The sequence below is a fragment of the Pseudomonas sp. UBA6753 genome, from assembly GCF_002453565.1.
Taxonomy (GTDB): domain Bacteria; phylum Pseudomonadota; class Gammaproteobacteria; order Pseudomonadales; family Pseudomonadaceae; genus Aquipseudomonas; species Aquipseudomonas putida_Z.
On the sequence record NZ_DKHD01000043.1, the window covers coordinates 95,134 to 118,410 of the forward strand.

Sequence of the window (23,277 nt, forward strand, 5' to 3'; positions counted from 1 at the left end):
GCGCCTGGGAGATCCTAAGACAAACACCTACCAGCCCCAGAACAAATTCCGCCCCAGATCCCAGGCATGTCGCGACATATTGTCGACTTGACTTTGCCTGCGCCAACACAATTGCTGTAAAGTTGACGTACAGGTCAGCTTTTCAGGCTAGTACCAGAATCAAAAAAAGGGCAGTCCCCCTGCTGCCCAGAGGATCAAGCATGTCCAACCGTGATATTTCCCGGCGCGCCTTCCTGCAAGGCGGCCTGATCGCTGGTGTCGGCGTGACCATGGCGCCGCTCGGCAGCCAGGCATTCGCCGCGCTGATGGAGGAACGCGTCACCACCTCGCCGCAGAAGTGGATGAACCATGACGGCAAGGCGCGTTTCCGTAATGACGCCTTGTCCAAGGTGTGCGGCGACAAGGTGTTCGCCCGCGACATCCGTGCCAAGGACATGCCCGGCTGGCCCGCGCAGCAGGGGCATGCGCTGCTGCTCAAGGCGACCAAGGCCGACCGTATCTATGCCGGCCATGACCTCAGCCTGCTTGGCGCCGACCTGCAGCCGGACCGCATCGTCACCGCTGCCGACCTGGAAAAGGACGGCATCGCCTGGCCCGAGGCCCACTCGCCCGACCCGCTGCTGCCGCCCGGCAAGGTGCCGATGTTCATCGGCCACCCGGTGGCGATCCTGATCTGGCACGACTTCGAGCGCTTCCGTCAGGCCAAGCGCAAGCTGCAGTTCAACGACCAGGCGATCCGCTATGGCGCCCAGGCGCCGCTGTACCAGCGCGACCCCTACGGCAGCTTCCGCTTCGTGCGCGTGGGCGGTGCCACGCCGTTCGACGACGATGAATTTTCCAGCCTGAAGAATTCCATGCTGTTCCCCACCATCCTCAACCGCAAGCCGGTGTGGTCGAAGCAGCCCAACCAGCATGGCGACCTGACCGAGCAGGGCCTGTTCTACGCCAAGCGCATGGCCGAGCAGCTGGATAACCCACCCGAGGACTGGCTGGTGTTCGACGAGCGCTACAAGACGCCGTCCATCGAGCCGGCCGCCCTGGAGCCGGACAACGGCAACGGCTGGTACGACCCGGCCAGCGGCACGCTGCACTTCGTGGTCGCGACCCAGTGCCCGTTCGAAGTGGCGCAGGAATGCGTGCACATGATCAAGCCGTCGCGCTTCGCCCTGAACACGCTGAACATGCACCCGGGCTATACCGTGGGCTACGGCTCGAAAGACAACAACATCTTCGTCTTCTACGCCGCCGTGGCCGCGCTGTATGGCGCCGGTGTGCCGATCCGCCTGGCCAACGACCGCTACGAGCAGTTCCAGAGCGGCATCAAGCGCCATGCCTTCGATATCCGCTACCAGTTGGCGGTGGACAAGAAGGACAACAGCTTCAAGATCTTCCGCGCCGACATGAGCTGCGACGGCGGCGGGCGTATCAACTACAGCCCGTCGGTGGCAGCGGTGGGGGCCACGGCGGCGCAGTCGATCTACTACATGCCGCAGAACGACCTGTCGGTCACTGCCTATCATTCCCGTGGCGTCGAGGCCGGCTCCATGCGCGGCTACGGCACGCTGCAGACCATGGCCGCCACCGAAATGATGGTGGATGAGATCGCCGGGCGCCTGGGCGTCGATGCCATCGACCTGCGCCGCGCCAACGCGCTGAAGTCGGGCATGAAGAACACCCAGGGCGCGGTCCCGGCCGGCGCCCTGCGCCTGTACGAGATTCTCGACAAGGCGGCCGTGCACGACTGGTGGCGCAACCGCGACGCGCGCAAGCAGCAGATGGACGCCAAGGACCCGGACCACTGGTATGGCGTGGGCTTTGCCATCTGCCAGAAAGACTTCGGCACCGGCTCCGAAGCCCCCATGGCCAGCATCGAATTCAGCCGCGACGGGCGCATCAGCCTGCGCCACATCGGCACCGAGCTGGGTACCGGCATGTCCACCTCCCAGGCACTGGTGGTCAGCGATTTCCTCGGCCGCTCGGCCGACGAGGTGAAGACCGCGGTCACCGAATGGCCGGAGCTGCAGCTGACCACCAGCGGCAACCCGTACCTGATCAGCCAGCCCGAGCAGGACGCCGCGCTGCGCAACCCGCGCTGGGTCGGCAAGCTTGCTTCGCCGTCGTCGGCGACCAACTCGGCCTTCTACTTCAGCCATGCCACCCGCGAAGCGGCGCGCGTGCTGTTCAACCACGGTCTGTGGCCGGCGGCCATGGCCATCTGGCGCCAGGGCCCGTACGGCGGCCAGGCCAACCCGCTGGTGGTGCGCCGCGAGAATGCGGTATGGGTCAACGGCGAGCTGACCGGCAACGGCCTGTCACCGATCCCGTTCGCCCAGCTGGCACAAAAGGCCCATGACATGGGCCTGGTCACTGGCGTCAGCGTGCACGGTTTCAACCGCTGGAGCTGGGCCGAGGCCGACTTCGTGATCGACGGCGTGCGCGAACGCTTCCCGCTCGACGCGGTGGCGGTGAAGTACGGCGATGGCGCGGTGAACGCCAAGAAGGCGCAGATGAGCAGCCACGGCTACCACCTGCTCGACCGGCAGAACGCCGCCTATCCCGACACCCAGCTGAACAACGCCATGGTCACCTACTACAGCCCGGTGGCGACCATTGTCGAAGTCAAGGTGAACAAGGGCACTCACGAAGTGCAGGTGCTCAACCACCACAGCTGGGTCGAGTGCGGCCGGGTGCTGGTGCCGGAACTGGTCAAGGGCCAGCTCGAAGGCGGTATCGCCATGGGCATCGGCCATGCCTTGACCGAAGAAATGCCGTTGTACGAGGGCGGGCCCGGGGAGGGCGACTGGAACTTCAACCGCTACCGCCTGCCGCACGCGCGCGACGTGGCGGTGTGGCAGCAGACCAGCGAAATCCTCCCGCCGCTGTCACCGACCGACCCGTCCAAGGGCATCGCCGAAGTGGTGATGATCCCGGTCGTCGGTGCCATCGGCAATGCCGTCGCGCATGCCATCGGCAAGCGCGTTCGCGATCTCCCCATCACCCCAGCCCGTATCAAGGAGGCCCTCAATGGCTAACCGTCCACTGCAACTGACCCTCAACGGTCAACCGGTCGGCCCGGTCGAGGTCCCCGACGACCTGGCGATGATCGACTACCTGCACGAACACCAGAACCTCACCGGCTCGCGCCTGGGCTGCGGCCAGGGCATCTGCCACGCCTGCGTGGTGATCGTCGACAACCCCGACGGCACCAGCGAGGAGGTGCGCACCTGCATTACCGGCGCGCATTACTTCGAGGGCAAGAAGGTCCGCACCATCGAGGGCCATGCCAGACAGGACGAGGCTGGCAACCTCACGCTGAACCCGATCCAGCAGAAGTTCGTCGACCTGTTCGCCTTCCAGTGCAGCTACTGCGCGCCGGGCTTCGTCAATGCCGCCACGGTGCTGGTGGAAACCGCCCAGCGCCAGCCGTTGAAGAAAAGCGAGGTGGAAGACCGCATCGAGGCGAGCCTGGGCCACCACATCTGCCGTTGCACCGGCTACGTGCGTTACTACGACGCCACCCGCACGGTGCTCAACGACCTCGGCCTGGTCAAGGAGGGTTGAGCATGGGTCTTGTTCGTAGCGCACTGGCGCTGGCTCTCGGCCTTGCCTTTACCTCGCTTGCCCAGGCAGCCGACCAGGCGCAGGTCAAGCGCGGTGAATACCTGGCCCGCGCGGCCGACTGCATGGCCTGCCACACCGCTGAAGGCGGCGCGCCGTACGCCGGCGGCCTGCCGATCCATTCGCCGTTCGGCACCATTTACGGCAGCAACATCACCCCGGACAAGCAGTACGGCATCGGCAACTACAGCGCCGACGAATTCTTCGCGGCGCTAACCGAGGGCAAGCGCAAGGACGGCGCCAACCTCTACCCGGCGATGCCGTACACCTCGTACCACCTGATCAAGCGCGAAGATTCGGACGCGATCCTCGCCTACCTGATGACCGTGCCGCCAATCAACCGCCCGGCACCGCAGACTGCGTTGCGCTTTCCGTTCAACGTGCGCCAGGGGCTGAGCGGCTGGAACATGCTGTACGGTAAAAGCGTGCAGCTGCAGCCGACCGAGGGCAAAAGCCCGGCCTGGCAGCGTGGGCAGTACATGGTCGAAGTCATGGGCCATTGCGGCGAGTGCCATACCCCGCGCAACCCGATCGGTGCGTTGCAGCAGGACCAGCGCCTGAGCGGCGGCCTGCTGGGTGGCTACCTGGCCCCGAGCCTGCTGGCCCAGGACCTGGCCGAGCGCGGCTGGACCCAGCCGGACCTGACCACCTTCCTCAAGCACGGCATCAGCGCCCAGGGCAGCATGTTCAACGAAATGTTCCCGGTGGTGCACCACAGCACCCAGCACCTGGAGGATGCCGACCTGGCGGCCATGGCCACCTACCTGCTGGGCGACCAGCCACCGCCGGCCAAGGCTATCCAGGCGGTGGCGCTGGAGCAGATGAGCGACAGCGCCAGGCGCGGCCGCCAGCAATACCTGAATGTCTGCGCGGGCTGCCATGGGGTGGACGGCGAGGGCAAGCCGCACATCGCCGTGGCCATGCGCGGCAACACGGTGCTGCGCCAGGCCGACTCGCGCAACCTGGTCAAGGTGGTCCTCGAAGGCATCCGTGAGCAGCAGTTCACCGGCTTCGAGCGCATGCAGCCGATGCCGGGCTTTGCCGACAAGCTCGATGACCAGCAGGTGGCGGATATGGTCAACTACCTGCGCCAGGCCTGGGGTGGATTGCCCGGTGACCTGAGCGTACAGCAGCTCGCCGAGCTGAAGGCGGAGTAAAGGGTGCAGCATCTCGATCTACAGGTGGTCCGCCAGGCGTTGCAGTGGTCGTGCGGCGGCCAGCGGGTGTGGTTGTGCACGGTGCTCGCCACCTATGGCTCGGCGCCCCGTGCACCGGGCTCGCTGTTGGCGGTGAACGCCAGCGGGCAGTGGCTGGGTTCGCTGTCTGGTGGCTGCGTGGAAGACGACTTTCTCGAGCGCGTGGGCCGGGGGGAGTTTCCCGAGCCAGTGGCCATCGTGCGTTATGGCGATGGCAGCGACTCGCGCTCGAGCATCCGCCTGCCCTGTGGCGGCGTGCTGGAAGTGCTGGTGGAGAACCTGCCGGCCGAATGCGAGGTGCAGGCGCACCTGCGTGAGCTGGAAAGCGCATTGCAGGGCCAGCGCCGCGTGCTGCGTGAAGTGAGCCTGCCCGAGGGTATGCGCCTGCTTGCCGATGACCACAGCCAGGGGCCGCGTGTGCAGCGTGAAAGTGCCTGTGTACGCTTGCGTGTAGGGGCCGCCCAGCGTCTGCTGTTGGCCGGGTACTCCAGCGTCGCGCATTTCTGTGCCGAGTTCGGCAAGGGCATGGGCTTCGAAGTCATCCTTTGCGAGCCGCGTGACGAAGTGCTCGACGGCGTGCGGCTGGATGGCATCGAAGTGCGCCGCGAGCTGCCATCGGAGTTCATCGCTCATGGCGGTTGCCATGCCGACACTGCGGTGGTGGCGCTGACCCACGACCCGAAGATCGATGACCTGGCGATGCTCGAAGCGGTGCGCACCGAGGCGTTCTATATCGGTGTGATGGGCTCCCGGGTGACCTCCGACAAGCGCCGCGAACGCCTGCGGCGGATCGGTGGCCTGGGCGAGGTCGAACTGGGCCGCATCCACGCCCCGATCGGCCTCAACCTGGGCAGCAAGACCCCGGCCGAGATCGCTTTGGCGGTGCTCGCCGACATTCTGCGGGTGCGCAACGGCATCGAGCGGGGCGCGCTGTGAGCGTGGTTGCGCTGGTGCTGGCGGCAGGCCGCGGCACGCGTTTCGGTTCAGACAAGCGCCGGGCGACCTTGGCTGATGGTCGCAGCCTGCTGGCGCATAGTGTGGAACGGGCCCAAGCGGTGTTCGATGATGTGCGCGTGGTGTTGCGCGCGGGCGAGTGGAGCGAGGATTTTGCCTTGCCTGCCGATTGCCGGGTTATCGCCAGCCCGGATGCGGCTTCGGGGATGGGGCATAGCCTGGCTGCCGGCGCCAGGTCGTTGGGTGACAGCCAGGCGCAGGCGGTGGCGATCTTGCTGGGTGATATGCCTTGGATCGAATCGGTAACCTTGCGTCGGTTGGCCGAGGCGGCCACCGCCTCGACCATCGTGTTGCCGCGCCATGCGGGGCAGCAGGGGCACCCGGTGGTCTTCGGCCGCGACTTCTGGCCGGCGCTGGGGCAGCTTGGCGGGGATGAAGGGGCCCGGTCGGTGGTGCAAGCGCATCGGGATCGTTGCGTGGTGGTTGAAGTGGAGGATGCTGGGGTGTTGCTGGATGTAGATACGCCGCAGGGGTTGATTTAGGCCCAGATGTTGGCCATCGCACCCAAGACGAACACCCCAATCCATCCCACAAAAGGTCCATAATCCCCCCTTAATCTGCCCAAGGTGCAATGCCTGCCACACCATTCCGGGAGCCCCGCCATGCACGTTCTGCTCTGTGAGGACGACGACCTGATCGCCGCCGGCATCTGCGCCGGCCTTACCGCCCAGGGCCTGACCGTGGACCGTGTGGGCAACGCCGCCGATGCACGGGCGATGCTGCAGGCCGCGCAGTTCGACGTGATGATCCTCGACCTTGGCCTGCCCGACGAAGACGGCCTGAAGCTGTTGCGCCGCCTGCGCGAGAAAGGCGAGACGCTGCCAGTGCTGGTGCTCACCGCCCGTGATGCGGTCACCGACCGGGTCGATGGCCTGCAGGCCGGCGCCGACGATTACCTGCTCAAGCCGTTCGACCTGCGCGAGCTGGCTGCTCGCCTGCACACCCTGCTGCGACGGGTGGCCGGGCGGGCGGTGAATGTGATCGAACACGGCCCGCTGCGCTACGACCCGAGCAGTTGCGAGGCAACCCTGGCCGGCCAGCCGGTCGACCTGTCCCGGCGTGAACAGGCATTGCTCCAGGCGCTGCTGCAGAACCCCGGGCGGGTGCTGTCCGGCGAGCAGCTCAAAGACTGCGTGTACGGCTTCAGCGACGAAGTCGAGAGCAATGCCCTGAACGTGCATATCCACCATCTGCGGCGCAAGCTGGGCAACGGCATCGTCGAGACCGTGCGCGGCCTGGGCTACCGGCTGGGCCCGGCGCAGGCGCCGGAGGAGGCCGCATCATGAGCCTGCGGGTACGCCTGAGCCTGATCCTGGGCAGCGCCTTCGTGATCATCTGGGCGCTGGCCGCCGCGTGGATGCTGCGCGACCTGCGCCAGCAGATGATGTTCTCCCTCGACCAGCGGCTGGTGGCTTCGGCGCGCATGGTTGCCGGGCTGATCGACCAGCTGCCGCAGCCGCTGACCGCCAAGGGCGGGGAGGCGCACTTTTCCGCCGACCAGTTCAGCGTGCCGGACGGCATGGCCTGCCAGGTCAGCTCGCTGCGTGGCGAGATTCTCGCCAGCAACCACAAGCACGATGGCGTCATGGACGATGAACGTAGCGGTTTCCGTGACCAGACCATCGACGACGCGCTGTGGCGCACCTTCACCTACAACCATGGCGATGTGCGTATCACCACCGCCGACCGGCACATGGAGCGCGAGGCGCTGAACCAGTCGATCCTGCTGGCAGCCTCGGCGCCAGTGCTGATGGCCCTGCTTGGCAGCCTGGGGTTGTTGTGGATCGGCCTGGGCAAGGGCCTGGAGCCGCTCAATCGCATGCGCGATGCCCTGCGCCGCCGGCGCGCGGACAGCGTCGAGCCGCTGCAGGTGGCGGGCATGCCCAGCGAACTGCAACCGTTGCTGGAAACCCAGAACCAGCTGTTCCTGCGCATTGCCCAGACCATCGAGCGTGAGCGGCGCCTGACCGACGATGCCGCGCATGAACTGCGCAGCCCGCTGACGGCGATCAAGACCCACCTGCAGGTGGCACGGATGACCGATGGCGCCGTGCGTGAGCAGGCGCTGGAACATGCCGAGCAGGGCGCCGACCGCATGCACCGTACGCTGGAGCAGTTGTTGATGCTGGCGCGGGTGGAGGGCAGCCTGTCGTTCGAGGATGGCGTGCAGTGCAGCGCCGAGCAGGTGGCCCGGCAGGCGGTGCAGGATGCCGGCGGCGGTGACAACCGGCGCATCGTGCTGCGCTTGCCTGAAGCCGCTACGCAGATCTACCTGGGCATGCCTGCGCCGTTGGCGGTGGCGGCGCTGCGCAACCTGCTGGACAACGCCTTGCGCCATGGCGGCGACGAGGCGGTGGAGCTTGAGGTGCAGATGGCTGACGGCCAGGTGGGCTTCATGGTGCGGGACCATGGGCCGGGGATTGCCGAGGCGGACATGGAACACCTGACCGAGCGCTTCTGGCGTAACGGGCAGAGTGGTGGATGCGGGCTGGGGCTGGCGATCGTGCAGGCGATCGTGCAGCGTTGTGCCGGTAGCCTGAAGTTCGACAGCCGCAGTGATGGGTTGCGGGTGTTGTTGCAAGTGCCGGCGCGCTCGGCCAGCTGATCTTCGCTGTCTGTGCCGGCCCTTTCGCGGGCTTGCCCGCTCCCACAGAGATCGCATGCATCTCAGACCCTGTGCAGTACCTGTGGGAGCGGGCAAGCCCGCGAAAGGGCCGGCACAGGCAGAGTAAAATACAGTAACAACCGCTAAATCCTCCCCGCACTCAAGCGTTTCCCAAGCGACGAACACCCGCACTTTCGCTTGCTTGCGAGGATTCACCCATGTCCACCGCTTCCTGCCTTGCCCAGGTCCCGCCGGCCAGCGCGCCGCGTGCCTTGTACGAGTTCACCGATTCACCCTTGCTGCAACGCCAGCAACAACAGGAGTCCAACGCCCGCAGCTACCCGCGGCGCATCCCGCTGGCGCTCAAGCGCGCCCGTGGCATCCATGTGGAGGATGTCGAAGGCCGCCAGTTCATCGACTGCCTGGCCGGCGCCGGCACCCTGGCGCTGGGCCACAACCACCCGGTGGTGGTCGAGGCGATCCAGCGGGTACTGGCCGATGAGCTGCCGTTGCACACCCTGGACCTGACCACGCCGGTCAAGGACCGCTTCGTCCAGGACCTGTTCGGCGTGCTGCCCGAGGCGTTGCGCCGTGAGGCCAAGGTCCAGTTCTGCGGCCCGACCGGTACCGATGCGGTGGAAGCAGCGCTGAAACTGGTGCGCAGCGCCACCGGCCGCAGCACTGTGCTGGCCTTCCATGGCGCCTACCATGGCATGAGCCAGGGTGCGCTGAGCCTGATGGGCAGCCATGGCCCGAAGCAGCCGCTGGGTGCCTTGCTCGGCAACGGTGTGCAGTTCATGCCGTACCCCTACGACTACCGTTGCCCGTTCGGCTTGGGCGGCGAAGCCGGGGTCAGGGCCAACCTGCATTACCTGGAAACCCTGCTGCTCGACCCGGAAAGCGGCGTGCCGCTGCCGGCGGCGGTGATCCTCGAGGTGGTGCAGGGCGAGGGCGGGGTGATTCCGGCCGATATCGAGTGGCTCAAGGGGGTACGCCGTATCACCGAGCAGGCCGGCGTGGCGTTGATCGTCGATGAGATCCAGAGCGGTTTCGCCCGTACCGGGAGCATGTTCGCCTTCGAGCATGCCGGCATCATCCCGGATGTGGTCACCTTGTCCAAGGCCATTGGCGGCAGCCTGCCGCTGGCGGTGGTGGTGTACCGCGACTGGCTGGACACCTGGAAGCCAGGCGCCCACGCCGGCACTTTCCGTGGTAACCAGATGGCCATGGCAGCGGGTTCGGCGGTGATCGATTACCTGGTCGAGCATCGCCTGGCAGAGCATGCCGAGGCCATGGGCCAGCGCCTGCGCCAGCACCTGCAGCAGTTGCAGCGGGATTATCCGCAGTTGGGTGATATTCGCGGGCGTGGCCTGATGCTTGGGGTGGAGCTGGTGGACCCGCAAGGCCAGCGAGATGCGCTTGGGCATCCGGCGGCCAACCGTGAGTTGGCGGCGAAGGTGCAGCGCGAGTGCCTCAGGCGCGGGCTGATCCTGGAGCTCGGTGGGCGGCATGGGGCGGTGGTGCGCTTCCTGCCGCCGTTGATCATCAGTGGCGAGCAGATCGATGAGGTCGCGCAGCGCTTTGCCGAGGCGCTGATCGCGGCGGTCTGATCGATTGCCGGGGCCGCTGCGCGGCCCTATCGCAGGCAAGCCAGCTCCCACAGGTACAGCGCAAGCCTTCCGGTCGGCGCAGTCCCTATCGCCGGCAAGCCGGCTCCCATAGGGACAGGCAAGCCTTCCGGTCGGCGCAGTCCCTGTGGGAGCTGGCTTGCCGGCGATAGGGGCGCAAAGCGCCCCCCCTGGTAATCCCGGCTACCAGCCGCGCCCGGAATTCACCCAGAAGTTCACCGACAGCGAGGTGGTCACAGACTCCACCTGGTGGAACCACCCTTCGGGCAGGAACAACAGGTCACCGGCCTGCAGTACCACGCGTAGGAACGGCACCTCGCGCGCCGCCGGGAAGCGCTGGTAATCCGGGGCGTCGGGGTTGAAGTCGCAGCCGTCCAGGCCGCCCTTGGGGCTGGTCGACCAGGTACCCAGTGCCGGGCGATGGTGCGGCGCGGCAAGGATGAACGACTTCTGCCCCCATACCTGTGCGAACAGGTTGTCGGTGTCGTCGCGGTGCAGTGGCGTCAGTGTGCCCTTGGGGCCGATCCAGATGCGCGGCGCAATGAACTTCTCGCGGGCGAAGTACTGCGGGTAGCGAATCAGCGTCAGCAGCTTTTCCGGCACGATGTTGTTGCCCATGTAGGCCGGGGTTTCGCCGGGTTTGGCAGGGGTGTCCAGCGAGGCGATGAAGTCGGCCATGGAAGTGGAACGGAAGTCGCGGTCGGTGGAGAAGGTCTTCTTCACATAGTCGCCGTGCCGGGTGATGCCCTGCAGTTCGGCGAAATGCTCCAGCGAAGCTTCGCGGCCCATGGTGAACAGCGGCCAGTCCTGCAGGGCATCGCTGATGACCACCGGCGTGCCGTGCGCCAGGTATTCGCCCTGGAAGCGCGCCAGCGGCATGTCGGCGCGGGCAATGCGTGCCACCTCGCGCTGCACCGGTTGCGCGGCCGACACCCGTTCGCTGAGGCGTGCCGGTGTCGGGTAGCGTTGGTTCATCGACACCTTGGTCGCCGGCGCGCCGCGCCGGGCGTTGCTGATGATCTGCGGCAGCAGGGTGGCCAAACCCATGTTGCCGCTGATCTTCAGGCGGGCGCTGGCGAACAGTTCTTCGACGTTGGCGGTGCCGCCCATGATGCCGAGGAAGTCACGCTCGGCCACCTCGATGGTGACGTCCGGGGCGCTGTGCCGGCCGGCACCGGTGCGGCTGCTGTCGCGCACCTCCGACCAGAAGGCCCGGTCCTGGCCGAAGACGAACTGGAAAACGCCTTCGATGCCGACGGCATGGGCGTTGGCGAACAGTTTGCTGAGGATGCTCTGAAGGTCCACGGTATGCCTCTGGCGGTCTTTCGTTGTGCTGGGATAACGAGTGCCTGCACCAACGATTTAGCCGTGTGGGCGGGTAATTTTTCGGTGTGCTGCTACGTCCCGTAGGGAGGCTCGAGACACATTGTTCACCCAAGGAACCCACATGGCATTGCACCCTGATCTGGCGGCATTTCTGGAACTGGTCGAATTTGGCCGGCTGACGGGCAGGAGCCTGCCCATGCACGCGATGGACGTGGCCCAGGCCCGTGCCGAGTTCGAAGGCAGCTCGCAGGTACTCGACCCGAGCCCGCCCGGCAACGTCACGGCCAGCGAGTTGCAGATTACCGCGCGCGACGGTGCCCGCCTGGCTGCTCGCCTGTACCGCCAGGGCGATGCTGGTGCTGCCTTGCAGCCAGTGATCCTGTACCTGCATGGCGGCGGCTATGTGGTCGGCAGCCTCGATTCGCATGACTCGGTGTGCCGTCGCCTGGCGGCCCTGGGCGAGTTCGCGGTGCTGGCGGCGGACTACCGGCTGGCACCGGAGCAGCAGTTCCCGAAAGCCCTGCACGATGTGCTGGACGCCGCCAACTGGCTGGCAGAGCAGGCGCCCTCGCTGGGCCTGGACAACCGCCGGGTGGTGCTGGCAGGGGACAGTGTGGGCGCCAGCCTGGCGGCGGTGTTGACCATTACGGCGGTGGAGCAGCCCGAGGCGCTGGCGTTCAAGCCGTTGGCACAGTTGCTGTTCTACCCGGTGACCGATATCTCCTGCTGGCGTGAGTCCCATCGCCAGCATGCCGAGGGTTACCTGCTGGAGACGCCTACCCTGGAGTGGTTCTACCGGCACTATGCGCCGCAGCGCGAGCAGCGCCTGGACTGGCGGGTATCGCCGTTGCTGTCGACGCTGCGCGAGCCATTGGCGCCGGCTTGCCTGTTCGTGGCCGAGTATGACCCGTTGCATGATGAGGGCATGGCCTATCGTGACTGGCTGGAGGCGGGTGGGACGGCGGTGACCTTTGCCCGGGTGGAGGGGTTGACCCATGACTTCTTGCGCATGTCGGGGATCGTGGGGCAGGTGGAGGGGATTTACCGGGATGTCGGGGAGTGGTTGAAGCGGGTCGATGGCCAATCCTGACTTGAGCTCGCCGGGGGGGTGCGTTGCGCCCCTATCGCCGGCAAGCCAGCTCCCACCCTGACCGCACCAACTTCAAGCCATGTGCAGTACCTGTGGGAGCCGGCTTGCCGGCGATAGGGCCGGTACAGGAAACCCTCAAGCGCGCAGGTAGCGCTTCAGAACATCCACCAATCGCTCGATCTCCGCCTCGGTATTCAACAGCCCAGGCGCCGTCCGCACCACCGGCCCGACATCCCGCGACACCGCATCGACCACAATGCGCTGGCTGTTGAGATACCGGGCCACCTCGTCAGCATCCTGCCCCGTGACCCGGAAGAAGGTGAACCCCGCCGAATACTGCGTGCTGCGCGGTGTCACCAGCTCGACCCCCGGCAGCGCCTCAAGCCGCTGCCTGAGATAGCCATTAAGCCCATGAATCCGCGCCTGCACCGCCGCCTTGCCCAACTGCAGGTGCAGCTCGAACGCCTTGCCCAATGCCCAGCGGTGCTCGAAGGCGTGGTAACCGCCGGGCGTCATCACCGTGGCAAAGTCCTCGTTCTCGGAAAACGTGGCAATGGTCGGGTTCAGCTGCTTCAGTTCGGTGGACGCCGCGCAGATGATCCCGGTACCTCGCGGCCCGAACATCCACTTGTGCGTGCCGGCGATGAAGTAGTCGCAGTTGAGATCGGCAAAGCGCATGTCTTCGACGCCGAAGCCATGCACACCGTCGATCACGTAGATGATCTGGTCCTGCTCGTCACGCTGGCGATTGACCTCGCGTACCAGCGCGCCGATCTCGCCCACGGGCAGTTTCACGCCACTGCCCGAGTGCACCCAGGTCATGCCCAGTACCCGTGTTTTCGGCCCGATGGCCGCCGCGATGGTGGCCAGTACCTGGTCGCTGTTGACCTTGGCGGGGTCGTCGAACAGGCGCAACCGGTGCACCGGTGTGCCATCGCGCGTGGTGCGAAAGCCCATGGTATGGCGGGCGGCCGAATGCTCGTGCACGGTGGTGAGAATTTCCTGCCCTGGGGCAATCTTCAGCCCGCCATAGATCAGCCCCAGGCCTTCGGTGGTGCTGCCGGTCAGGGCGATTTGCCGGGGCGTCACTTCGAGGTAGCGGGCCGCCCATTCACGCACGGCGGCTTCGTGCTTCCACTCCGACTGGCTGTCCCAGTCGACCATGCGGGCCGGGTGGCGGTCGAAGCGGGCGCGCAGCGCCTCGATGGCTTCGCGCACGGGCCGTGGGTGCGAGGTGATCAGGAAGTTGGCAAAGTGCGCGTAGGCCGGGTCCAGCTCGAACAGGTTGCGAAACCCGGCCCAGTCGCTGGCGGTGGCAGGCTGCGCAGCCGCCGCTCGGGCGGCAGGTAGCAGCGGGCTTGTGAGGGGCAGGGCGGCCGCAAGCAGGCCGGCCTGCTTGAGAAAGGTGCGACGATCGTTCATCAAAAGGCTCGCAAGGGTCAGGGGGATGAGGTGGCGACAGGTTGCGCGGCGCGCTGCACCTGCTCCCACACCCGCAGGAAGTTGCCGCCCCAGAGCTTGGCGATATCCGCTTCGGAGTAGCCGCGGCTGATCAGTTCGGCGGTGACGTTGCGTGCTTCACTGGCGTTCTGCCAACCGTCGATGCCGCCGCCTTCGTTGAAGTCCGAACTCAGGCCGACATGGTCGATGCCGACCTTGCGCACGGTGTAGTCGATGGCGTCGCCATAGTCCTTGAGCGTGGCCGGCGGTTCCTCCTCGAGAATGCCGTACAGCGCGTTGGCGTACTGGCCGACCTTCTGCTCGGGCCAGCCGGCGATCACCGGGTCACCGGGCATCAGTGCGTAGTCGAGGTTGGCCAGTGGCGGCAGGTCGTAGCGGGCGCGCAGGGCGTTGAGTTTGTCCTGGGTCTTGCTGCTCAAGGGCTTGAGGTAGGTGGAGAAGGCCACCAGCTGGACCACGCCGCCGCTGTCCTTGATCAGCTGCAGCTCCTTGTCGGAGAGGTTGCGCCTGATGTCGACCATCGCCCGCGGCGCCGAGTGCGAGGCCACCACCGGCGCGCGGCTGAGGGCAACGGCCTGGGCCAGCGCCTTGCTGGACATTTGCGACACATCGATGATCACGCCCAAGTCGTTCAGCCGCTGCACGGCGCGCTTGCCGAGCGGCGACAGGCCGTCCAGGGCATCGGCGGTGTCATTGAAGAACGGCAGCGGGCGCGAAGAGTCGGCCCAACTGTTGTTGCCCACGTAGCTGAAGCCGAACATGCGCACGCCGCGCGCGGCCCAACGGTCGAGCTGGTCGATGTCATCGCCCAGCGCATAGGCGTTGAGCATGCTGAGGAACACCGCGAACTTGCCTTCGCCGTGCAGGCGCCGCATGTCTTGCGGGGTATAGGCAATACCCACCTGCTGCGGGAAGTCGCGGACCATGGCGGTGATGGCGTTGTAGCGTACTTCCTGGGTGTGGCGGGCGGCTTCGACGAAGCCTGGGGTAGGGCGGTGCGGGCCACCGTCACCGGTCCAGGACTCCGGCCAGGCGAAGATGGTCAGGGCCGCGCCAGACAAACGCCCGCGTGCGGCCTTGGCCAGGTCGAAGCGGCCATTGCCATCCTTGTCGGCCTCGCTGCCTTCGGTGCCGAAGGTCAGCGGCAGGGTGACATGGCTGTCGAACGAGATGATGCGTTCCTGCAGGTCGTTGGCCTGGCGGGTCACCTCCCTGGAATAGCCGGCGGGTGTGGCGAAGTAATGCCAGGCGGCAAACCCGGCGCCAGCGGCAACTGCCGCGGCCAGGCTGATAAACAGGGCTTTCTTCCAGCGTGGAGTCGTCATCTTGGTCTCAGTAGGTTCACCGTCGAGGGATGGGCACAGAGGCCGCCGCTACCTGCAGTGAACGAGCTCGCACCCGGGAAATTTAGCGCCTGTCGGGGGCCGCCATGCGGCCCAATCGCCGGCAAGCCAGCTCCCACCTCGAGCGCATTGGCCTCAAGCCATGTGCAATCCCTGTGGGAGCCGGCTTGCCGGCGATTGGGCTGCGCAGCAGCCCCGGATGCAGCCGGAGCGCCGCTAAATTTCGCCTGCCGTGCAACGTTCTAGCCTTGGACTGGCCGTGCTCCATGGCCGCAATGAATGCACAGGTATGCAATGACGATTTCCCGACGCGGTTTCATCGCCGGTGTGGCATTGACGGGTGTGGTGGTGCCCGGTGCGCTCGGGGCGCTGTATGTGCAGCGCCAGCGTGCCGCCGAGGAGTTCCCGGAAACCCCTGGCGAGGCCGTCGTCGAGTTGGCCGATACCCGCCTGCAGCAGTTAGGCGATACCCTGCGCGGCATCTGGCGCTGGACCCTGCAGGGCAAGGATGCGGGCCTGGACGGCCTGCCCACGGGTGAACTGGAGCTGTTCCTGGATGTTGCAACCAGCGGGCGTGCCCTGCGCGGCTACCTGGATACCCCCGAGCGCCTGCGAGGGCAGGAAGAGCCGCGCTACCGCGTGGTAGGCGACCTGTTGGCGGACAAGCCGGGTACCCTGCGCTGGCGCCTGTTTTCGACCCAGGCCCGCTATGAATGCCATATCGTGCTCGACGAGGTCTGGGGCCGGTTCGGCAACGCCGGGCCGGCCACCCTCAACGGGCGCATTGCACGCCTGGACCGCGTGCTGACATTGCCCGTGGAGGACAACCAGTTCCTGGCCTTGAAGCGCACCTTCCCCGAGGCGCGCGAGCGTATCCCGCTGAACCCGCAACTGCTGGCCTGGCTGTCCACCCCGGAGCATCGCCTGTTCCACCAGCTGTGGCACTCGTCGCGGGACAAATGGCACAAACTGGGCAAGGACAAGCAGGGCGCCCTGCGTGGCCTGGGCTGGCAGCCCGGGCCCCGTGATCGCGAGCGTGATGCGCGGGGCCGGCACAAGGACCGCAACGGCTCGGGCGAAGACTTTTTCTTCATGCACCGGCACATGCTTGGCAGGGCGCGTGCCTTGCAGGACTTGCCGTCATGGACGCGCTTCCCGCTGCCGCAGCCGGAACTGGAGCGCGACCGGGCCGGATTCGCCCGCTACTTCGACAACCATGACGGCAATGCCCTGCCGCCCACCTGGCTGACCAGCGGTGATGCGGAATACACCCAGTGGGTGCGCGACATCAAGACGCCGGATACCTTCCATGGCAACTTCCTGGTCTGGGAGTCACGCTACACCGACCCGGAGTACCTGAGCACCTTGACCCTGGGCCAGTTCGGTTCGGAAGTGGAGCTGGGCCTGCACGACTGGCTGCACATGCGCTGGGCATCGGTGCCGCGCGACCCCTCCAACGGCATGCCGGTGCCGACGGCGCGCACGCCGGATGATTTTGCCGAACGCTGGTTCGCCGAACAGAACGATTTTCTCGGTGACCCGTTTTCATCCCATGTGAACCCGGTGTTCTGGCACTTTCATGGCTGGATCGACGACCGCATCGAGGACTGGTTCCACGCTCATGAGCGGCTGCACCCGGGTGAGGTACGGCGCCTGGAAGTCAATGGCGTGCCATGGTTTGCGCCAGGGCGCTGGGTGGAGGTGGCCGACCCGTGGCTGGGGCCGGATACCCATGGCTGCTCGACGGTGCCGGGTTTGCGGCCCGGCCGCAGTGTAGAAATGGACCCGGAGACCATGAAGCTGGCGTTGCGCATCATCTACAGCGATGACGACCTGCTCGACAAGCTGCGGCCCAAGGTACCGCAGCGGCCGTGGTATGCGCGCAACCTGAAGGTGCGGAACTAGTCGCTGCCTGTGCCGGCCCTATCGCCGGCAAGCCGGCTCCCACAGGTACGGCGCATGTCTTGAGCCCGGCGCAGACCCTGTGGGAGCTGGCTTGCCGGCGATAGGGTCGGTACAGGCGGGCCCTACTGGCTGACCACCCAGCCACCCCCCAATGCCTTGTACAACGCCACGCTACCCTGCAACCGGGCCAGGCGCAGTTGTGCCTGCTGGTCCTGCGCCACATACAAGGTGCGCTGGGTCTCCAGCACGCTCAACAGCGTCTCCGCTCCCGCGCCATAACGCTGCTGCGCCAGATCGAACGCCAACCGCGCCTGCACCACCTCTTCATCCTGCCACTGCCGCTGGCGGTCCACGCCCTGGATCGCATTGAGCGCTTTCTCGACATCGGCAAAAGCGGCCAGGATGCTGCTGCGGTAGGTCTCCAGCAACTCCATCTGTTCAGCCTCGGCCAGTTCACGCGCGGCACGCAGCCGGCCGTTGTTGAAGATCGGCGCGACCAGGCCGCTGGTGAGGGTGTAGTAGGAGCTGTCGAACAAATGGGCAAAGGTATTGGCGCCAGCCCCCAGGTTGGCCCCGAGGGTGAGTTTGGGCAGCATGGCGGCGCGGGCGACCTGCACGTTGGCGCTGGCGGCGGCAAGCCGTGCTTCTGCCGCGGCAATGTCCGGGCGGCGGGTGAGCAGCTCGCTGGGCACACCGCTGCCAATGGCGGGCCATTGCAGGGTGTTGATCGCGTCCTGGCTGGTGGGTAGCGACTGCACCGGGTCGCCGAGCAGGGTCGCCAGGGTGACCCGGCTGTCTTGCCACTTCTGTTCCAGTAACGGCAGCTGGCGTTGCTGCGCGGCCACCAGGCTGCGCTGCTGGGCCAGTTCCAGGCGCGTGGCGGACCCGCTGCGCTGGCGTGCCTCGACCAGGCCCAGCACGTCCTGGGCATTGCGCAGGTTGAGGCGGGCAATGCGCAACTGTTCCTGCAAAGCCAGGCCCTGCAGGTAACTGTCGGCCACCGCGCTGACCAGGGTCAGCGCCACGGTCTGGCGGTCGAAGCGGCTGGCATCCAGGCTGCGCAGGGCGCTGTCACGGGTCGCCCGCAGGCCGCCCCAGAAGTCGATTTCGTAGCTGGCGCTGAGCTGCATGTCGAACGAGGTGCTGGTGGGCTCGCTGCGGCTGACATCCAGCTGGTCATAGCCGTCACCGTGCAGCAGGCGTTGGCGGCTGCCGTCCAGGCCCAGCTTCAGCTCCGGCAACAGCGGCGCGCCGGCAATGACCGCGCGGGCCTGGGCCTGGCGTACCCGCGCAGTGGCGGCAGCCAGGTCATGGGCATTGTGCAGGGCGTGCTGTACCAGGCGGTCGAGCTCGCTGCTGGCGAAGGCATGCCACCACTGTGTCGTTGGCAGTTGTACCGAGGGTGATGCGGCCTCGCCTTGCCAGGCGGATGGCGCGGCGATGCCGCTGGCGGGTGTTGGCGGCGTGCTGCAGGCGGCGAGGCATACGCATAAGGTCAACAGGCTGATGCGGCTGGGCAGAGTCATGGGTTATTCGCTGGTAAGGGCTTTGACCGGGTCGAGGCGGGCGGCCTTGCGCGCTGGCATGAAGCCGAACACGATGCCGGTGACGACGGCGCAGGCGAAGGCGCCGAGCATGGCGGGCAGGGCAAAGGCCACCGCCACTTCGGCCAGCATCAGGCCGCCACCGATGGCCAGGGCCAGGACGATGCCGGCCAGGCCGCCGACCATCGACAGCATCACCGCCTCGCTGAGGAATTGCCGCAGGATGTCGCGCTGGCGCGCACCAGTGGCCATGCGGATGCCGATTTCACGGGTGCGCTCGCGCACCGTCATCAACATGATGTTCATCACGCCGATGCCGCCCACCAGCAGCGAGATCGCGGCGATCGCCCCCAGCATCAGCGACAGGCTGTTCTGCGTGCGCGCCTCGGCCTGGATCAGCGCCGCGTCATTGGTCAGCTCGAAGTCCTGGCGGCCGTTGTGTCGCTGGCGCAGCAGCTTGTCGATGGCCGCTTCGGCCTCGTTGACCCGCGTGGAGTCCAGGGCGGCAACGGCGATGTAGTCCGGGTCGCGCTGGCCGAACAGGCGGATGGCTGCGGCGGAGTAGGGCACCACGATGCGCCCGTCGCTGTCCTGGTCGCCAGAGCTGGCGCCCTTGCCGGCCAGGATGCCGACCACCTGGAACGGCACATTGCCGATCAGCAGGTACTGCCCCAGCGGGTCGCGCCCAGGGTCGAGCATCTTTTCCCGCACTTTCTGGCCGATCACCGCCACCGCGGCAGCGTTGGCTTCATCGGCCTCGGTGTAGAAGCTGCCTTGCACCGCCGGCCAGTTGAAAATCTCGGGGAACCCGGTGTTGTTGCCACCCACATAGAACCGCTGGCTGTTGTTGCCGTGGCGCACCATCATCTTTTCGCCAATCACCGGCATCACGTGCTTGACCTGCGGCAGTTGGCCGATGGCAGCGACATCGTCGAGGGTGATGGTGCCGGCCTGCTCGCCCAGGCTCGCCGGCTTGCCGTTCAGGTAGAGGATGTTCGAGCCGAAGGCTGCCATCTGCGCCATGACCTGGCGCTTGCTGCCTTCGCCCACTGCCAGCATCACCACCACCGAGGCCACGCCGATGACGATGCCCAGCAGGGTCAGGGCGGTGCGGAAGCGGTTGACCCACATCACCCGCCAAGCCGCCTGCAGGGCTTCGAGCAATTCGCCTTTCCACGCCCCGTGCAAGGTCGCGCCACGGTCCAGGCGCTGGCGCAGCTGGTCGGCCTGCAGCCCGCGGCCGTTGTCGACCGTGGGCTTTTCGGCGGCTGAATCGCTGATGATCAGGCCGTCGCGAATTTCGATCACGCGCTGCGCCCGCGCCGCCACGTTGCGGTCATGGGTGATCAGGATGATCACGTGGCCCTGGCTGGCCAGCTCGTCGAGCAACGCCATCACTTCGGTGCCGCTGTGGCTGTCGAGGGCGCCGGTGGGTTCGTCGGCGAGAATGATATGGCCGCCATTCATCAACGCCCGGGCAATCGACACCCGTTGTTGCTGGCCGCCAGACAACTGGTGCGGGCGGTTGCCGGTGCGGCTGGCCAGGCCCAGGCGGCCGAGCAGGGCGCTGGCACGGGCGTGGCGTTCGCTGGCGGCGAGGCCGGCATAGATGGCCGGCATTTCGACGTTTTCCTGGGCCGAGCCCGAGGGGATCAGGTGGTAGCCCTGGAACACGAAGCCGAACGCCTCGCGGCGCAGCCAGGCCAGTTCGTCGCTGCCCAGTTCGGCCACATCCTTGCCGGCGAAGCGGTAGCTGCCGGAAGTGGGGCGGTCGAGGCAGCCGAGGATATTCATCAAGGTCGACTTGCCGGAGCCGGAGGCGCCGACGATGGCGACAAACTCGCCGGGATGGATGCGCAGGCTGATGCCATGGAGGATATCGACCTTGGGCGTTTCGACGCCGCCGTAGGATTTACGGATGTCGACCAGCTCGATCAGGGGTGTGCTCATTCAACCTCCGCTGACGCCAGGGGCGCCGATCACCAGGCGTTCGCCTTCGTTCAGGCCGTCCAGCACCTGCACGCGCAGGCGGTCGCTGAGGCCGGTGCGTACCTGGCGCTGTTCCACCTTGCCGTCGCGGGTCAGCACATGCGCCAGGCGCAGGCCATCGCCGTCGTCCAGCGCGGCCAGTGGCACGGTCAGCACCTGGCTGGCTTTGCCTGCGACAAAGAACACCTGCGTGGTCATCTCGGCCATCAGCGCGCCGTCCGGGTTGTCGACATCCAGCAGCACGCTGTACTGCACCACCTGGTTGCCGGCACTGCCATTGCTGACGCTGGCCGGGCTGCCGCCACCCTGGCTGGCCTGCTCCAGGGGCTTGGGCGGGATCGGCAGCACTTGCCGCACGGTGCTGGTCCAGCGGCGCTTGCCGCCGGCCAGGGTGGTGAAGTAGGCGGTCATGCCCGGGGTGACCTTGCCGATGTCGGCCTCCGACACCTGGGCCCACACGGTCATCGGCGAGAGCTTGGCGATGCGCAGGATCAGCGGGGTTTGCTGTTGGGCATTGAGGGTTTGCCCCTCACGGGCATCCACCGCCACTACCGTGCCGTCCATCGGCGCGTAGATGCGCGTGTAGCCCAGCTCGGCCTCGTCGCTGCGCAGGCTGGCCTGGGCCTGGCGGATCTGCGCCTGGAACATGTCGATGCGCGCCTGGGTGACTTTCAGCTGTGCGGCGGCCGTTTGCACGTCTTCGTCGCGGGTGGCACCGGCGGCGGCCAGGTCGCGTTGGCGTTTGAGCTGCTGCCGGGCCAGTTGGAACTGCGCGCGTTGTTCTGCCAGCTGGGCCTTGAGGTTGTCGATCGAGTAGCGGCCGGCATCCAGCCGGGCCTGCTGGGTCGAAGGGTCGATCTCGACCAGCAGCTGGCCTTTGCGCACCGTGTCGCCAACCTCCACATGCAGGGTGTGGATCTGCCCCGACGCCTGCGCACCGACGTCCACGTAGCGCCTTGGTTGCAGGGTGCCCAGTGCGGTGACGCTGCTTTCGATGTCGGCGCGGGTCACGGCAACCGTGCTGAGCGGCTGTGCGCCGTAGGGCAGGGCCTTCCAGGCCAGCAGGCAGCCCAGGCCGAGCAGGCCCAGGCCGCTGAGCAGGAGCCGGCGACGGGTGTTGGTTAAAGGTCTCATGCAGACATCCAGCCGAGGGGGTGCCAGATAGACGAAAGCGGCAGAAGGGGATTTAGCGAATATTGGGCAGGGGCTGACAGGTGCATGGCGACAGGGTTGTGGCGCCTGTGAAATCTCCCAAGACATACCCTTGTTGCTGAGAATAATTATAATTTGTAAGATCGCACGCTGACATCACTCGGTCCCGCGTTGCTGCCTGAAAGGGCTTTCTGGCATAGGCTGGCAGGACGATCTCAGGTAACGTCGTGGAACATTACTATCGCGAACTGGTGGGCTTCCTTTCCGCGCGCCTGGGCAATCGTCAGGCCGCCGAAGACGTGGCGCACGATGCCTACCTGCGGGTGCTGGAACGCACCGACGCCGAGCGCATCGAGCACCCGCGTGCCTTCCTTTACCGCACCGCGCTCAACCTGGTGGTCGACCGCCACCGGCGGCACCAGGTACGCCAGGCCGAGCCGCTGGAGGTGCTGGACAGCGACGAGCGCTGGCATACCCCGGCGCCGACCCACGACATGCAGCTCGACCAGCGCCTGGCACTGATGCAGCGCGCGCTGGATGAGCTGAGCAAGGTCTGCCGCGACTGCTTCCTGCTGCGCAAGCTCGAAGGCCTGTCACACCAGCAGATTGCCGAGCACCTGGGTATTTCCCGCAGCCTGGTGGAGAAGCACATCGTCAATGCCATGAAGCACTGCCGGGTGCGCATGCGCGACTGGGAATCCTGATCGCCGGGTTGAATGCAGATGAAAATTCCGTCAGTCGATCACTTGATTTCCACGGTTTTCCCGACTTCTATCAAAGAAGACCCCTGCCAGGCGTAGCCTTGGCAGCAGCCGTTACTGGCGCAGTATGGTCATGGAGCCTACCCATTACCCAACTGCCCAGGTCCCGCCATGGCCAACAAGACCCTGCGCATCCTCATCGCCGACGCACACCCCTGCCAGCGCCTGCAACTGGAGCGGCTGCTCAACGGCCTGGGCTACTACCGGATAGCGCCAGTGGACAGCTTCGAGGAGTTGCAGCGCCTGGTGCTGAGTGCCTTGCAGCCTTTCCACCTGCTGTTGGGCAATATCGAGCTGGCCAGCCATGTCGGGGTCGACCTGGCGCGCTTCTGTCGCGTCAGCACGCAGATCCAGCACGCCTTGCTTTATCACTCTACCCAGTTGCAAGTGCCCTTGGTGCCGCAGACCGAGCGCCAGGCCGTCAGCCTGAGCCTGCCCCAGGTGCCCGACAACGAGGCACTGGAGGCGTTCATGGCGATCATCGATACGCCGCTGCTGGTCGGCAAGCTGCCGTTGCCGGGCGCCATGCCGGCTGCCACGGTAAGGCCACGGCCGAAGGCCAATTTCGTCAACACCATGTTCAACCGCTAAAGCCGCAGCGGGCAGGGCAAGGGGGCAGCTATTTGCTATCCTCTTGCCCTTTGC

18 protein-coding genes are annotated in these 23,277 nt (G+C 66.4%); 12 read left to right on the forward strand and 6 right to left on the reverse strand.

All coding sequences use genetic code 11. The annotated features are described in order from the left end of the window. Positions 1-200 precede the first annotated feature (200 nt). From B2790_RS17155 to B2790_RS17190, 8 genes are all read left to right on the forward strand, one after another. Entirely contained in the window at positions 201-3,032 is a 2,832-nt protein-coding gene (locus B2790_RS17155; RefSeq protein WP_075045864.1) for a xanthine dehydrogenase family protein molybdopterin-binding subunit, read from the forward strand. After that, positions 3,025-3,561 (forward strand): (2Fe-2S)-binding protein, encoded by a 537-nt coding sequence (locus tag B2790_RS17160; protein WP_025339998.1) that lies wholly within the window; start codon positions 3,025-3,027, stop codon positions 3,559-3,561. Before B2790_RS17155 ends, B2790_RS17160 begins: the two co-directional genes overlap by 8 nt. 2 nt (positions 3,562-3,563) lie before the next feature. Beyond that, positions 3,564-4,775: a cytochrome c gene (locus B2790_RS17165; RefSeq protein WP_286919295.1), complete on the forward strand. Its 1,212-nt coding sequence runs from the start codon at positions 3,564-3,566 to the stop codon at positions 4,773-4,775. A 3-nt stretch (positions 4,776-4,778) separates the two neighbouring features. Beyond that, positions 4,779-5,750, forward strand: a complete 972-nt coding sequence (locus tag B2790_RS17170; protein WP_274120800.1) for an XdhC family protein — start codon at positions 4,779-4,781, stop codon at positions 5,748-5,750. Next, positions 5,747-6,310: a nucleotidyltransferase family protein gene (locus B2790_RS17175; protein ID WP_286919296.1), complete on the forward strand. Its 564-nt coding sequence runs from the start codon at positions 5,747-5,749 to the stop codon at positions 6,308-6,310. The genes B2790_RS17170 and B2790_RS17175 overlap by 4 nt, the downstream gene beginning before the upstream one ends. A gap of 120 nt (positions 6,311-6,430) precedes the next feature. Then, positions 6,431-7,114: a response regulator gene (locus B2790_RS17180; RefSeq protein ID WP_025339994.1), complete on the forward strand. Its 684-nt coding sequence runs from the start codon at positions 6,431-6,433 to the stop codon at positions 7,112-7,114. Further along, the gene (locus tag B2790_RS17185) at positions 7,111-8,433 is read left to right on the forward strand and encodes an ATP-binding protein (protein WP_286919297.1); all 1,323 of its coding nucleotides are present in this window, start codon (positions 7,111-7,113) and stop codon (positions 8,431-8,433) included. The genes B2790_RS17180 and B2790_RS17185 overlap by 4 nt, the downstream gene beginning before the upstream one ends. Positions 8,434-8,651: 218 nt before the next feature. Beyond that, positions 8,652-10,043: an aspartate aminotransferase family protein gene (locus B2790_RS17190; RefSeq protein WP_286919298.1), complete on the forward strand. Its 1,392-nt coding sequence runs from the start codon at positions 8,652-8,654 to the stop codon at positions 10,041-10,043. A gap of 201 nt (positions 10,044-10,244) precedes the next feature. Here the strand turns inward: B2790_RS17190 and B2790_RS17195 are convergent, their stop codons facing one another. Then, positions 10,245-11,366 (reverse strand): cupin-like domain-containing protein, encoded by a 1,122-nt coding sequence (locus B2790_RS17195; protein ID WP_085592795.1) that lies wholly within the window; start codon positions 11,364-11,366, stop codon positions 10,245-10,247. Between the two features lie 142 nt (positions 11,367-11,508). On the opposite strand from B2790_RS17195, the gene B2790_RS17200 reads away from it, so the two are divergent. Next, positions 11,509-12,477, forward strand: coding sequence for an alpha/beta hydrolase (locus tag B2790_RS17200; RefSeq protein WP_286919299.1), 969 nt, complete (start codon positions 11,509-11,511; stop codon positions 12,475-12,477). 135 nt (positions 12,478-12,612) lie between these two features. Here B2790_RS17200 and B2790_RS17205 read toward each other — a convergent pair whose 3' ends face one another. Then, complete coding sequence (locus B2790_RS17205; RefSeq protein ID WP_286919300.1) at positions 12,613-13,899, reverse strand: aminotransferase class V-fold PLP-dependent enzyme; 1,287 nt, start codon at positions 13,897-13,899, stop codon at positions 12,613-12,615. A 17-nt stretch (positions 13,900-13,916) separates the two neighbouring features. Continuing rightward, positions 13,917-15,263 carry a pyoverdine-tailoring dipeptidase-like protein PvdM gene (pvdM, locus tag B2790_RS17210; RefSeq protein ID WP_075045856.1) on the reverse strand — a complete coding sequence of 449 codons (1,347 nt, stop codon included), beginning with the start codon at positions 15,261-15,263 and terminating at the stop codon, positions 13,917-13,919. A gap of 312 nt (positions 15,264-15,575) precedes the next feature. Here pvdM and B2790_RS17215 point away from each other — a divergent pair, with 312 nt between their 5' ends. Beyond that, positions 15,576-17,186 (forward strand): PvdJ/PvdD/PvdP-like protein, encoded by a 1,611-nt coding sequence (locus B2790_RS17215; RefSeq protein WP_286919301.1) that lies wholly within the window; start codon positions 15,576-15,578, stop codon positions 17,184-17,186. A 122-nt stretch (positions 17,187-17,308) separates the two neighbouring features. On the opposite strand, the gene B2790_RS17220 is transcribed toward B2790_RS17215, so the two are convergent. From B2790_RS17220 to B2790_RS17230, 3 genes are read right to left on the reverse strand one after another with little or no spacing between them, the layout of a single operon-like run. Next, positions 17,309-18,712 (reverse strand): efflux transporter outer membrane subunit, encoded by a 1,404-nt coding sequence (locus B2790_RS17220; protein ID WP_286919302.1) that lies wholly within the window; start codon positions 18,710-18,712, stop codon positions 17,309-17,311. 3 nt (positions 18,713-18,715) lie between these two features. Next, complete coding sequence (locus B2790_RS17225; RefSeq protein ID WP_274120804.1) at positions 18,716-20,680, reverse strand: MacB family efflux pump subunit; 1,965 nt, start codon at positions 20,678-20,680, stop codon at positions 18,716-18,718. Further along, positions 20,681-21,853 (reverse strand): efflux RND transporter periplasmic adaptor subunit, encoded by a 1,173-nt coding sequence (locus B2790_RS17230; protein ID WP_286919303.1) that lies wholly within the window; start codon positions 21,851-21,853, stop codon positions 20,681-20,683. 245 nt (positions 21,854-22,098) lie between these two features. On the opposite strand from B2790_RS17230, the gene B2790_RS17235 reads away from it, so the two are divergent. Continuing rightward, positions 22,099-22,575: a sigma-70 family RNA polymerase sigma factor gene (locus B2790_RS17235; RefSeq protein WP_286919304.1), complete on the forward strand. Its 477-nt coding sequence runs from the start codon at positions 22,099-22,101 to the stop codon at positions 22,573-22,575. Between the two features lie 168 nt (positions 22,576-22,743). Beyond that, on the forward strand, positions 22,744-23,223 hold the full coding sequence (locus B2790_RS17240; RefSeq protein WP_075045851.1) for a histidine kinase: 480 nt from the start codon (positions 22,744-22,746) through the stop codon (positions 23,221-23,223). Positions 23,224-23,277: the final 54 nt, after the last annotated feature.